This is a genomic window from Treponema sp. J25 (assembly GCF_004343725.1).
In the GTDB taxonomy this organism is placed as follows: domain Bacteria; phylum Spirochaetota; class Spirochaetia; order Treponematales; family Breznakiellaceae; genus J25.
Map to the genome: position 1 here is coordinate 23,701 of NZ_PTQW01000020.1, position 13,278 is coordinate 36,978.

The following is a 13,278-nucleotide window of genomic DNA, read 5'->3' on the forward strand; positions in this document are numbered from 1 at the left end:
GCTTTTCATTTTATTTCTAGCCCCTAGTTTTTACCCTCCACCAGGCGTTCCCCGCTTTTTACCCCACAATTCCTGTTCGGGTAATACTTTCCGTAAAATACCGCTGGGCAAAGATATACAAAATCAAAAGTGGTACGATTACCACAAAACAGGCCGCCTCCAGAACCGCCGACTGGGCCAGGGCCATATCTTCAGGGCGAATATTCTGGGTAAGCACACTAAGCCGATCCTGAAGTACCGTAACCGCCACCGTAAGAGGGTATTCTTCCACAAAAAACATGACGGACAAAAAATAATCATTCCAATGCCATACGATAGAAAAGAGGGTAATCACAATCACAATGCTTCCCACATTAGGAACCATAATGGTAAAAAAGGTACGAAAAGGTCCACATCCATCGACCCAGGCGGCTTCCTCAAGCTCTACAGGCATGCCCCGGAAAAATTGACGGGCCATAAAGATATACAGGCCCGAACGGATTCCTACCCCAAAGGCAGAAAGGATATAAAAGGGCCAGTTCGTATTTAACAGATTAAACGTCAGTGGTTCTCCCGTGTGAAGGGCAAGAAAATTCCCCAGGCCCCAGAAATTAAAGAAACGGAAATGCACATAGAGGGGAATAATAATCGTTTGGACCGGAACTATAATCGTGAAAATAAGAAAACTAAAAAGGAGTTCCCGCTCTTTAAACTTGAATCGGGCAAACCCATACCCCACAAAAAGGGATACCACCACCTGGATAAGCACCGAGGGGACCATCATCGTAAGGGTTTTCCAGATGGACGAAGCGAATCCAATAACTTGATCGGCCAGGATAAAGTTCTTAAGGGTAGGATGCTTCGGTATCCAGATCACCGTTGGATCCAGCTTATCCATATAATCACTAAAAGCGTTAGAAGCCAGGAACAATACGGGATATAGCAGAACATAGGTCATACCCAGCAAAAAAATGGCCCGGAGAATCCTGGAAATAACAAGGAGACTCTGGTTGGCAAGCTTTGTCTGATTTATTTTCGGAATACTGAATTTCATAGACCCCTCTACACCATGTAAAATGTCCGCCGCGAAAGCAGAGCATTCACTATCAAAATAATGATCATCACCGCCACAAAATAGGTGATGGAGATCGTCGTACTATATTCAAACTTTCCCTGGTTCGCGGTGGTCACAATCATCCGCATTACCTTGTTCGAATAATCAGTAAAATAATCGATTATCGAATAGATGATAGAAAGCATAAAACTGGGCGAAATAAGAGGAAAGGTAATTTTCCAGAATTTTTCCCACCCCGTGGCCCCTTCGATGCTTGCAGCCTCATACATACTGTCAGGGATGGCGTGAAGGGCAGACAAAAGCAGCAGTATCTGGACCCCTGATTTCCAGGTTAAATCGAAAATCTGGCTGATAGTGGAAACGATGGCCTTTACCAGGGCCACATTTAGTCCTGCCCGAACCAGAATAGCATTAAGCCCTTCGGCCTGAAAAAGAAAGGTGGATTCGGAACTAAAGGTATTAAGGACGTTTTCTTTGAGCACCGAGATTACCACCCCTGATGAAATAATCACCGGCAGGAAGAAAATGGCCCGCATCAATGTTCTTCCTCGGAAATCGTTTTTTAGAATGCTGGCAATGAAAAGGCTAAAGAAAACGATAATCGGCACCTGATAGACAATATTTAAAATTGATTCCACCAGGTTTCGAGTGAAGTCAGGATCCTGCAAAAAAGCATACAGGTAATTTTGTAAACCAACCCATTCAAAATGAAGTCCCTCTTGATCAATGTATATTTTGGTAAGGGTGTAATAAACAGCAGTAAACAGAGGAAGAGCAAAATACACGATAAAGCCAAACACCCACGGTGCGATAAATATCCGTCCATACATGGCTTTTCGCTGTTCAATGCTTCCTTTACGACGTCGATAAACCCGACGGGGTCGATAAAGCGTATCACCGTTCATTATGATTATCCCCCAATACGTACAAAGGAGCGGGCAGGAATGGTTATACTACCTATAGTCTCTGCCCGTTCTCCATAGTTGATGTAGAAACCTATTCCGTTAGCATAGACGACACGACGGACCTTCTTCGAAAGGACCTGGTGCTCTCGAATCGGAACGTCTTTTATTTGTCGAAGCAGCGGAAATAGTTCCCGGTATAGCGCTGCGGTTTTGTCCAACCAGTCATAGGCATAACTACTCATGTAGGGCTCAAGAAGGCTATCCCGCAACTCCTCCGGATGTTCCCCAACAAACAAGACTGAAGGGTAGGCCCCTGACTCAAGCATAAAGAGCTTTGCCTCGAGGGGATCGAGGGCCTGATTATAGGCGATATTTGTAAAGGGTTTAAAACCTTTGAGCACCATTTGATAGAAAGGAATAGCCACGTCTTCAATCTCATACATGCTAGAAGTAACCGGCACATCACAGACAAAATCCACATAAGGTAAAGCATAATCAAAGGGACGGGAAAGGAGCACCGGCATCTTTTGAGCCGTCTGCTGTAAGAGCGTTTCAAAGGTCCTACGGGTATCTTCTCGATTATACCCCTTGGGCGTAAAATCTGAAGCCAAAAGATTACCCATCGAATCGGGGCTCAGGCCGAGAAATTCCTGCATAGGGGGAGCCTCGGGGATTTTTTCTTGTATACTTCTGGACAACGAAGAGCCTATGGATAGAAGAGCCTCGTCTTGCCACCTCTTTACAAAACGTTCCAAATACTTTTGATAGGTCCTCTCAATGACAGAAGTTTTCAGAAACCAGAAAGCCCCCTCCTTGTTAGTGGTAAGCTTTTCGAACGTAGACATACGGTAAGGGAACACCTGGGCGGGCGCCCGATTAACTGTTTTATTGGTGTGTAATTCTGGTATAAGAGAAAATGACGAACGATATAGGGCCACCGGTTCGGTACCTAAGAACAAAGGAATTTGGCGGGCAGCGGTCCAGGACAGAAAATTTTTAAGCCCCCTTTCTCCTCCAAGGCTCGAAGCAGGAAGAGGCGATGTAGCGTAGTCCCCATAAAGACCTCCTTTCTCCCAGCCATCGTATTTGACCACAAGATGATCTACCCCCAACGTACGTAACTGCTCTAGAACCGCCTTCCCTACCCCAAAAGAAGTAAAAGCAATCTGCTGCCGTTTAGGAAACCCTAAAAAGGGCTTTACCTTGGGACTTGCACCAATAAAGTTCACCAAAAGAGAAGGTTCCGATTTTAAAAAAGAGCTGGGGGTATAGTTTTTCTTCTCTATTAAGTAGTTCCGATATATCTCAGCCATCGAAACATAATCCGCCTCCTCTGGGGATAGTAAGATATACCGAACCTGGAAATTCCCCCCATAGGGAACATTTTCGAATATAAGAATATCACGAGGGGTTCCTGTTTTTTCCCGAAAAGAAACTACGTCCGAATCCAATACAATACAACTAGCACTTGCTGCATTGTACGAAGTCCTTTGATATGCCGTTTCCCCGTTAATCCAGGCCCGACTTGCTCCTTCTTCAATAATCGCGAAAAAACCACCATCCTTTCGCTTAAGCCCAAACACAGGAAGATAAACCTTTTCAGAAACCTCTTTTTTCATCAAAGGCTGAATAACCGGATCCCGACCATACACGTACTGTTGGTAGGGTTGTTTCGACTTCCGGTTATTAAAATAGATAAGAGCCCCCGATCCATCAGGAACCAGCAAATAGCCCTCTTCCGACGAAGATGCGGCCCCAAAATACGGAAGAAGGGTAAAATCGATAAGCCTAAGTCCCACCTCCGGATCGGTCTTAATTTCTTGTAAAGGGACCGATACCACAAGGTCCCTCCCTTCAAGCCGCACATCCACCGGTACAGTGATTCCTTCCCTGGTAAAGGTATGTTCAAAACGGACCCCACCAGGAATAGCCGAGACCGCAAGCCCCGAACGGCGCACCACATTGGTATACCCATTGGCTGGAAAAATGGAACTGTTTACGTCTACCGTACGGATAGTTAGCATCGAAGGAAGGGTGTTCTTATTAAACCCTGATGCAAAGGATTCGGTTTGCCACCCCGGCGGCGAAGAATACCACAGGGCCTTCGATGCTTTTACATAAACCGCAAAGAGTCCCTCCCCTTCATTCACAAAAAGCTGCAATGCAGGGGTCTCGGCGTATAGGGTAAAACCGACTAAGGAGGTCAGTCCCTTCTCCTTGTCGTTTTGGGTCCCCGAGGGGCGGCTCTTTTCTGAGATTGCAAAAAGGGAGTTCCCCATCGCTAACCACCACATGAGTATCAATAAGCCAGTTATCCATGTATGTTTTTTCATAGGCGTAACAAAATCTCCTGTATAATGGTAGAAATAAAGTCATAGCCCTGATTAAAGAGGGAAACAAACATCACCACCACAAAAACAATAAGAAGCATTCCAAGAATGGTAAGAAAAATAGACCAGAAAGTTGTTTTCAGGTCATATTGATGAACCGCCATCACCGCCATAACGAATTCGATACCGAACCACAAGGAAACTACTGACCGGGCAAGCTGTAAAAAAGCCCCTTCTTCCTGGGTGAGGAGATTGCTCACAACGACAAGGGGTACGGTGGCAAGGATATAAATAACCAAGGTATAGGAAGTAAAAATCCAGATTTCTCGGAAAGTACCTTTGCCGTCATGGAGGGTACAAATTCCCCAGTTCGCTATCGTCCAAAGGATAAATACGCCCCAGGTCGAAGCCATGATGATCCACAGGTTCATCTGGTCCAAGCGGTTGGGATTAAAAATAAAGCCCGTAAACTGAAATTCTATGACATTACAGAGGAACCAGAGCCCTAAAATAACAAATGAAATTCCCAGGGATCCTGTTCCCTCTCGTTTCAGTTCATCCCACCCTTTAAAGGGATGTCGTAAGAGATAGAAGGGAAACCATTCTTTTGAAACATACAGTACCCGCTCAACCGACCGCGGGTGTTTTCGTCGATACCATCGTAACACCAGGGAAGGCAGCGCAAACAACGCTACAAGAATCCCCATAAAAAGAGAAAAGTGCTGCCGTAAGAAACGGGTCCGCCACTCTCGGAAGGCGTTGGAGTAGCCCTCTCGGTTTTGGGCAAGGCGATAATACGCCATGGCATCTTCGTATCGCCCCATCCGTTCGTAGGCTCGAGCAATACCTCGCTGGATGATATAATTATTCCTGTCATAATGAAGGGCTTCGAGGTAGTGCTGAAGGGCCTCTTGATAACGTCCATCCTCATATAGAACCGTCGCCTCCCGAAGGGCCTTTCCATAATAGGTCGGAGCAAAAACAGTAATAGCCCCTTTTACTTCGTCTAATACTAGAATCCGCTCTCCCAGACTTACCAGGTCCACCGCATTCCGGCTTGTCCCCATCTGATCTCCTGGCCCTCCAAAGATAGCGATCAGATTACAGGATTGATCATACTGAAATACCCGCCCCCGCTCAGAATCCAGCACATTGATAAAGTTCTTTTCATCCACATCCACTGCCACAAGAAGGGATTTTTCGATCCGGTTAGTCCACACCTGTTCTAGATCTCCAAAGAAGGCCTGACGGGGTTTTCGCCCTGCAAAAAGGATGTTTTCTGAAAGGGAGTTAAGTTTTCGAACCTGTCCTGGCTGTTCGTTATCTCCAAAGTTAGAGACCGTATAGATAAAACCTTCCTGATCCAGGGCAAAATTCACATATTCTACCGGTACATAGCGGTACATCCGTTCTCGTTGTTCCTTGGTCATGAACATGCGCCAAAGACGATCCTTTTGAAGACGGGCACTTACCTGCACCCGGTTGGCCCCAAAAAAGCCCAGGAAAGCCCCATCTGCAGAAAAGGTGTATGCCCCTTGATAGGAACCAAAAACAAGGACGTACACCGTACCAAGATGATCTACCAGAACCTTCTCGGGCAAAAATTCTACCGTGGGGTCTACAATATCTGACTGGGGTTTATGAATTTCCGTAAGAAGATTGAGCTTTTCATCAAACACATATACCGCCCCGGCCCCCCGATCGGCCACATACAAATGTCCTGCATTATCAAGACAAAGCCCTCGAGGGTCCTGCAACTCAAAGGCCCCCCCAGCCCGGTAAAAGGTACTAATCGTTTTAATGAGCCGAAGCTGTTCATCAAGGACAAGGATACGTTTATTACCTGTATCCAAGAGATAAACTGTCCTATCGGGTCCCCGAAAAAGATCCTTCGGATTTTTAAACGCTCCTACCCCAAGATCAAAACCAGTTACAATCTCCGCTGGCATATACGCAGGGAACGCGTAGGTGCTAGAGCCCCATACCCCATAGGTGTAAGAATGGTAAGGCACCGATGGCTGAGTGGGGGGAGCCGCATATAGGGAAATTCTAGCAGCAAAATTCAATATAAGGATGAAAAGGATAGCACGCCCTCTCATGGATTACTCCTTAATTCCCGAGGTGGTCATGGTTTCGATCACCGATCGCTGGGTAAGCTGGAACAGCACGAGGGGAGGAATCATCATAACCAGAGCAACCGCCGCCACCACCCCTGCCCGAGCAAGACCTCCCCCCTGGATCTGACCCATGATCGAAGGCAGAACCTTCATAGCCTCGTCATATACGTAGGAATTTCCCGGCTGGTTCCATATAGACTGGAAAGCAAAAATAATAAGCGTAAGCCAGGCGGGTTTTACCGACGGCATAACCACCTTCCACCAGGTAGTAAATTCATTAGCCCCATCGATACGGGAGGCTTCCAGCAGGCTAGTAGGAATTTGGGTCATAAACTGTTTCATCAAGAAGACTCCGAGGGGACTCTGGATAGCCGGAAGAATGAGGGCTCCATAGGTATTGATAAGGCCCAATTTGGCAATGATGATGTACTGAGGAATATAGAGAACCTGGGGCGTAAAGAGGAGAGCCAGCACCACCACATCAGAGAGGGGCTTCCTGCCCGGGAAGCTATGCTTTGCCATCGGATAGGCCGCCATACTGGACACCATAACACTCCCAAAGGTAGCTACCACCGACACAAAAACGCTATTAAAAAGATAGCGACTAAAGGGAACCCAGTAATTCGAGAGTATTTGCGATAAATGAATAAAGTTATCGAGGGTCGGATTTGCCACAAAAAAGCGGGGTGGGAAAATAAAAAGTTCTTCCATGGGCTTAAAAGCCGACACAAAGGCATACAGCAAGGGAAGCACCATGAAGGCCCCCAGCAAAGCCAATACAAGAAAAAGCAGGAAGTTACCCCCCGCAGAACGATTTAGTTTACGGTTAGTTCGGAGTCGATGGAATCGTACTTTCATAACAAGCCCTTTAATAGTTTCATGATTACCTTGTTGGTCCCCACCATCATGAGAAACAGGACCACCGCGATGGCACAGGCGTAGCCCATTTCAAAGCGCACCACCCCATAATCGTTTATATAGGTACCGATTGTGTCGGCCGTATATCCACGAGAAGGGAACCCTGCCACCGCCTTTATTACCTCACTTACCCCAAAGGAAGCCCCAATCTGCATTACCGCCCCAAACAAGAGTTGCGGAGCCATACTTGGTAAAGTGATATACCAGAGTTCTTGCCAACGGTTGCGGACCCCATCAATAACGGCCGCTTCGTACAGGCTTCGATCAATACTTTGGAAACCCGCAATGAACGCCAGAAACCCCGCTCCAAAACTGAGCCAAATCTGGACAACCAGCACTACCGACAGAACATAGTTAGTATCCCCGATCCAATCGATAGGCTCCCGTAGAATACCAAGATTGATAAGCCATCCATTAAGAAGCCCGTAATAATCTCCTGAAAAAATAAAGGTCCAGATAAAAAACACATTTCCTGCCAGAGTAGGACCATAAAAAACCAGGGTCAGAAAAGAACGCATGGTTGGTCCAAAGTCATTAATGAACCAGGCCAGCATAAAGGACAACACATAACTGATAGGACCCGTAATAAAGGCAAAGACAAGGGTGTTTTTAAGAACCTGTAAGAAGATCTGGTCATCCAGAAGCAATCGAATATAGTTCAGCCACCCCACCCACCGGGGCATTTCGAGCATATTAAAATTGGTAAAACTCAGGGCAATAGCAGAAAAGATAGGCAAAAGGGTAAACACCGAGAAAAGAACCAGAAAAGGTAACATGAGAAGATAACTCTCCCGATGTATCCAAATTCTGTGAAAAAGCCCCAGGTTTTTATAGGAGGGATTTTTTTGTGGTCTTGCCACCACATTTTCATTTCTATTCATGATCGAGTCCAAGCTCCTTTCGTTTTCTTGCCAGTTCTTCATTAATCATGTCTGTATATTTATATAAAACGGCCCGGGGATTTTCGTTGTTGTAGTAGGCTAAACTAAAGGCCGTATCGAGCATTCGGATGGTATAGTATCCTCCTGGTATTTCGGGGACCTCCTTTACATGGGCCCACTGGGTCTTTATCACCTCCGCTTCTTTCTTTGCCCAGGGCATTTGTTCAAAGGTTTCAAGATTAGCCGTGTTCAGCCGAGCTGCAGGCCCCATTATTGTTTCAGTACGTCGGGCATATTCCAGTTGAACAGTCGCACTGGTCCACCACTTCAGGAATTCCCATCCAGCACCGGGATTTTTGATATGCTTAAACATGATTACCGCACTACCACTGCCTGCTTCACTCCGATTAATAGAACCATCCGCTTGTCGTTTTCCAGGGATAGGACGTATTTCCCAAGCATTTCGGATCTCAGGAGCCGCAGCCATAAAAAGGTTATACATCCCATACGAAGCAATACCGATAGGCATCTCTCCAGTTCTAAAGCGAGAATAAAAATCATACTTAAGGGTAAACCCATAGGCCGCATAAAAATCGATCCATTGCTTAAAGGCCGCATAGGCTGCAGGTTCCGTAAGGGCCGTCTTGGTAAAATCTTTGGTATAGAAGGCCCCTCCATTCTGCAACAAAAGGGTGGGGAAGATATTTCGGGCCCCCATCCCTGCATCGATGAGATCCAGCGCATCCGTTGCCTGATAGGGAAGCCCCATCTGCATGTTATTTCGCTGGAGAATAGGAAGGATTCGATACACATCATCCCAGGTATCCGGTGGATTTATACCCAGTTCAGCAAAAATGTCTTTACGATAAAAAAGCACATGAAAATCCTGGGTAAGGGGCAAGGCATATACCTTGCCTCGATAGGTGTAGGGAACAAGGGCTGTCTCTGCAAAACGCCGGGCAACTTCTGGGAAATCAGAAAAGCTACTCAAATCGTAAAGAGCATTCCGGGCCGCAAGGTTGATTGGCTGTCCTCGGGACGTATTGATCGCTATTTCCGGTCCCCGGCCTGCCAAGGTTGCTTCGATAAGGCTTCCCTGGACCAAACTGAGATTCACCTTAATGCCTGTTTTGGGGGTAAAATCGTTGATAATAAGATCCCGCAGAATCTGGGCCTGATCCCGCCCCGAGGCGATCCATACGGTTATGACATTACCTTTCTGCTTCTTACCTATACTGGTGTAATCTTCAAAAAAGGAGGCAAAAAACGACTGGACCGACATCTTAAGCTGGGCCCAAAAAGAGGGCATCGCAGGAGGAAGGGTCGCACCCGCAGGGGCAAACCCCAGATAATCCAATTCCAGGGGTACTTCTTTTCGATACAGAATCCAGCTTGCCAGGTTTGCAATATTATCCCGGAAGCTTCCCTGCCGGTGGGGAATATATTCAGGATGCTTTGCAAATTCCGCAAGTTGGGCGGCAATCCGGCGGAGGGTGGCCGCTTCACTTCCCCGCTGACCGGTAATTCGCTCAAATTCATCGGCCTGTTCAGTAAAACGACGGGATAGATCCTCAAGGGACTCCAAAAGACCGGGAATCTCTTTTTCCAATTGATAATCCCGGTATAAATCCGGTTCTGCCCCCATGATCATGATAAACCGACGACGAAGGGCGTTTACCTCATAGGTTAGATCATCCACCGCCGTAAGGATAGGAGAAAGGCGGCCAAGGCTTGCCTCCAGCCGAATAGTATGTTCCCCTTTGGAAAGATAGATACGGCAAGGGTCTCCTTTCTCATCCCGGGGATACACCATCTGCCATTTAAGAGAATAGGGGAATTCTAGATTTTCCAGTTCCTTATAAGGGACAACACCATCAATAGAAACGATGCGGGTAGCCGCCATCCCCCGCTGAAAATTTTGCCGCCCCTTGGCAAAAAAGTAGTACCAGCCATCTTCAGGAATAACCACCTTCCACTCGATCCACTGGCCCGGTAATTTCCAACTCCAGGAACCACCGATGGTGTTAAGCCGAATTTTAGCGGGGTCCATGGGTTCCGTCGCCGCTGAAGAACGGTCATAGGTGGCCGAAAGGGTAGAATCGGACTTGCGAAAAGGCCGCTCTGCCTGTATCTTTATTAAAAGGCTGGAAGACGAGGAAGCCCTGGTATGCTGTCCTGGGGCCGGCGGTGCCTGGACTGAGGTGAGGTATGTCGCATAGTTGGGTGGCTCCGGAGGATTAGAGAGCCCTATGCGAGAAAGGGCCAGGGCTTCCCGTCTTAATTCCAGCCTGATACGGTGGGAACCCGCTGATACAAAGAGGGGCAATTTTTTGTTATAAAACCCCTGGGTATCCGTCAGGATCCGCTGTGACCAGACAGGCTCTTCAATCTGGCCAGGACGAAGATCATTCCCCAGGTCGTCCCGTTGTATTTCCCCAGCGTCTTTCCATACACGAGGAAGACGCACCGTACCCAAATCATCATAGGGAAGCCGACCATCAAGGTACACGGCCAGCTCTATTTCCATGCCTTTTGCCGGGAGAGGGAAATAGTCAAGGATCAAATAATAGAGCCCCCCCTGGGGCACCGAAAATTGCCATTCCACCCAACTTCCTTCTCCCCGCCACAAAAGAACATCCTGCTTTCCCTGAAATTCTGCTACCTTCTTCAGATCCGCCTCAGAAGCGTACGCATCATAGGCCACAGCAGGGAAAGATATTTCCATTAGCGGCCGCTCCTCATTCTGATGAGCCTCAAGATAGGATCGAATAGATCCAGAGCGGGACCAGCGGAGCACCTGCAATTCCTTGCCAGCCTCACAGAAACCGATTTTAGAGAAAGCGGTTTCCATTAAAAGCAAAAAAACAAACCACCCTCTCTTTTTCTTGTTATAAAAAGAAAAAGAGATTTGCCATTCTCTACCTTTCATAGCACCTCTCATACACTTTCGTAACGGGGCCATCGAGAAGGCCGGAATTTTTCTACACCGCTTCCAGCCGAAAAACCAGACAATCGTGGGAACCCACGACCTGGCTGAGCCCCTCTTTCACTATACCTACCTCGGTATTTTGCCACAGGTCTGTGCATTTGTAAAGTTTTTTTGCAGAAAAATCCAGATCCCGGAAGTCTACCGAAATAATGCGGGCCTCTTCAGACCGATTATACAAACCAATGGCCCAGGCGTTGTTCATCAGCTTCTTTATCCATATATCGTATCCCTGCCCTCGCTGGACCACACGACCTTGTATTCCTAGGGGATCCTGGTTCACCGCAATAAGGCCTCGATTCAGAAGAATAGAACGAGTCACGGTATCCATAAAACGAACATCACAGCCAATAATAAGAGGGGCCGCCATAAGACACCAGAGGGCAAAGTGACTACGATATTCTTCGTAGGTACACCCCGGTCCCTGCCATTCAAGTCTACCATTGAGTCCTACAATCAGCATATCCGGATCGTTCCAGTGTCCCGGCCCCGCATAGGGGTATAGCCTTTCATTGATATCCGCGATTTTGTTGAACCCCCAGCCCCATTTTATCTCTCCATCAAAACCGTCTTTTATGTCCGGGGTCGAACGCCAGAGGTGTCCTACAAAAGGCCCCCATTCCCATGGATTAGAACGACCATGTTCGCAGATACTAAAGACCATAGCTCGCCCCGTTGCGATAAGACAGTCCCGCATGTACTCGTATTCCCGGCGGACATCCCGACCTGGGGGATCTTCATCGGGAAGGGAGCGGTAATCATATTTAAGAAAATCAAATTCCATCGCCGCGATAAAGGCCGCATCCTGCGCTTCATGACCGTAACTTCCCATTTTTTCGCCGTAGGTGCGTAACCCCGCCCCTAAATAAATCCCCGCTTTAAGACCCAAGGAATGGATATGGCGAGTAACTGGCAATAAACCGGCGGGGAATTTGTGCGGATCTACTGTTAAGTTTCCAGAGTTATCCCGCTTATCTGTCATCCACCCATCATCAATATTGACATAAATATACCCCGCATCTTTTAAGCCCTGATCCACCATCGCAGTGGCGATTTCTTTCAGTAAATCTTCGGTGGGCTCACAACAAAACGTATTGTAAGAATTCCATCCCATAGGAGGGGTAAGGGCAAGATTATCCCCTGGCGTTCGTCGTTGATTCATGATGATATCATACGCCGCTTTTAGGAATGCCCATATAGCATTTTGTCTTCTTAATATAGTATTATGTACGAAATCATGCAGTTAGATCAGGAGGATCTTGTTTTATATTATGCAGGGACCGAACAGTGCAGTCCTCTCCACAGTTGGAAAAGTATCCGAGATCACTTTTTGTTCCACCTTGTTTTTTCAGGTAAAGGCGTAGTACGAGTCAATGGTCAGGACTTCCATCTTACCGCCGGACAGGGCTTTGTATTCTTTCCAGGCATAGTTACGGATTACCAGGCTGATAAAGAAGATCCCTGGTATTATGGGTGGGTAGGTTTTTCAGGTAAAAAGGCAGAATCACTGCTCCAGGAAATCGGCCTGGACCGGCAGAATACCATTTACACGGCTCAACCAACAAAGAATTTTATTCGCAAGGTAGAAAGACTCATTAACGACATAGCCAGGGCCCCTCATCATTATTTAAAATTAGCCACATGGTATTATCTTTGGTATCTTCTCGATTCTTCCAAGCTGGCAGAGGATAATAAATCAATCAAGAAAACCCCAGGGAAGGAAGCCTCTTTTTTTACGACCTATTATGAGGCGGTAGAATACTATATCCAGAAGAACTACAGCAACCCCAACGCTTCGATCCAGGAGATGGCCCGCTGGATAGGCTTATCCAGAACACATTTAAGCTCTGTGGTCCGTCAAAAATATGGCAAAAGTCCTCGAGATCTTCTTATCGAATATCGAATGATTAAAGCGAGGGAACTCTTAACAACTACTATTCTGCCAGTTGGGGATATTGCTCGATCAGTAGGGTATGAGGATCCCCTGGTATTTTCCCGGCAATTCAAGCGTTTCTTTAAGAAGAGCCCTAAAAAGCTAAGGCAGAAACAATAAAATTCTCGCTTGACGCCCCGGAGAACTGTGATAT

The 13,278-nt window shown here is 47.0% G+C and carries 9 protein-coding genes; 1 reads left to right on the top strand and 8 read right to left on the bottom strand.

The features are described from left to right. Positions 1-58: 58 nt before the first annotated feature. The 8 genes from C5O22_RS07325 to C5O22_RS07360 are packed head-to-tail and all read right to left on the bottom strand — an operon-like array spanning position 59 to position 12,353. The gene (locus C5O22_RS07325) at positions 59-1,033 is read right to left on the bottom strand and encodes a carbohydrate ABC transporter permease (RefSeq protein ID WP_132780565.1); all 975 of its coding nucleotides are present in this window, start codon (positions 1,031-1,033) and stop codon (positions 59-61) included. Positions 1,034-1,041: 8 nt separating this feature from the next. Then, complete coding sequence (locus C5O22_RS07330) at positions 1,042-1,959, bottom strand: carbohydrate ABC transporter permease (protein WP_132780566.1); 918 nt, start codon at positions 1,957-1,959, stop codon at positions 1,042-1,044. 5 nt (positions 1,960-1,964) lie between these two features. Then, positions 1,965-4,292, bottom strand: a complete 2,328-nt coding sequence (locus C5O22_RS07335) for a DUF5696 domain-containing protein (protein WP_132780567.1) — start codon at positions 4,290-4,292, stop codon at positions 1,965-1,967. Then, entirely contained in the window at positions 4,289-6,388 is a 2,100-nt protein-coding gene (locus tag C5O22_RS07340) for a YIP1 family protein (protein ID WP_132780568.1), read from the bottom strand. Before C5O22_RS07340 ends, C5O22_RS07335 begins: the two co-directional genes overlap by 4 nt. Before the next feature lie 3 nt (positions 6,389-6,391). Continuing rightward, on the bottom strand, positions 6,392-7,264 hold the full coding sequence (locus tag C5O22_RS07345) for a carbohydrate ABC transporter permease (protein WP_132780569.1): 873 nt from the start codon (positions 7,262-7,264) through the stop codon (positions 6,392-6,394). Beyond that, the gene (locus C5O22_RS07350; protein WP_132780570.1) at positions 7,261-8,205 is read right to left on the bottom strand and encodes a carbohydrate ABC transporter permease; all 945 of its coding nucleotides are present in this window, start codon (positions 8,203-8,205) and stop codon (positions 7,261-7,263) included. Before C5O22_RS07350 ends, C5O22_RS07345 begins: the two co-directional genes overlap by 4 nt. Beyond that, complete coding sequence (locus C5O22_RS07355; RefSeq protein ID WP_165910448.1) at positions 8,198-11,134, bottom strand: extracellular solute-binding protein; 2,937 nt, start codon at positions 11,132-11,134, stop codon at positions 8,198-8,200. The genes C5O22_RS07350 and C5O22_RS07355 overlap by 8 nt, the downstream gene beginning before the upstream one ends. Before the next feature lie 52 nt (positions 11,135-11,186). After that, positions 11,187-12,353: a glycoside hydrolase family 27 protein gene (locus C5O22_RS07360; protein WP_132780572.1), complete on the bottom strand. Its 1,167-nt coding sequence runs from the start codon at positions 12,351-12,353 to the stop codon at positions 11,187-11,189. Positions 12,354-12,416: 63 nt separating this feature from the next. On the opposite strand from C5O22_RS07360, the gene C5O22_RS07365 reads away from it, so the two are divergent. Then, positions 12,417-13,244 carry an AraC family transcriptional regulator gene (locus tag C5O22_RS07365; RefSeq protein WP_132780573.1) on the top strand — a complete coding sequence of 276 codons (828 nt, stop codon included), beginning with the start codon at positions 12,417-12,419 and terminating at the stop codon, positions 13,242-13,244. Positions 13,245-13,278: the final 34 nt, after the last annotated feature.

Excerpts from the sequence above, each read along its gene's own strand:
- C5O22_RS07325 (WP_132780565.1), bottom strand. The coding sequence starts at position 1,033 with ATGAAATTCAGTATTCCGAAAATAAATCAGACAAAGCTTGCCAACCAG.
- C5O22_RS07330 (WP_132780566.1), bottom strand. The coding sequence starts at position 1,959 with ATGAACGGTGATACGCTTTATCGACCCCGTCGGGTTTATCGACGTCGT.
- C5O22_RS07335 (WP_132780567.1), bottom strand. The coding sequence starts at position 4,292 with ATGAAAAAACATACATGGATAACTGGCTTATTGATACTCATGTGGTGG.
- C5O22_RS07340 (WP_132780568.1), bottom strand. The coding sequence starts at position 6,388 with ATGAGAGGGCGTGCTATCCTTTTCATCCTTATATTGAATTTTGCTGCT.
- C5O22_RS07345 (WP_132780569.1), bottom strand. The coding sequence starts at position 7,264 with ATGAAAGTACGATTCCATCGACTCCGAACTAACCGTAAACTAAATCGT.
- C5O22_RS07350 (WP_132780570.1), bottom strand. The coding sequence starts at position 8,205 with ATGAATAGAAATGAAAATGTGGTGGCAAGACCACAAAAAAATCCCTCC.
- C5O22_RS07355 (WP_165910448.1), bottom strand. The coding sequence starts at position 11,134 with ATGAAAGGTAGAGAATGGCAAATCTCTTTTTCTTTTTATAACAAGAAA.
- C5O22_RS07360 (WP_132780572.1), bottom strand. The coding sequence starts at position 12,353 with ATGAATCAACGACGAACGCCAGGGGATAATCTTGCCCTTACCCCTCCT.
- C5O22_RS07365 (WP_132780573.1), top strand. The coding sequence starts at position 12,417 with ATGTACGAAATCATGCAGTTAGATCAGGAGGATCTTGTTTTATATTAT.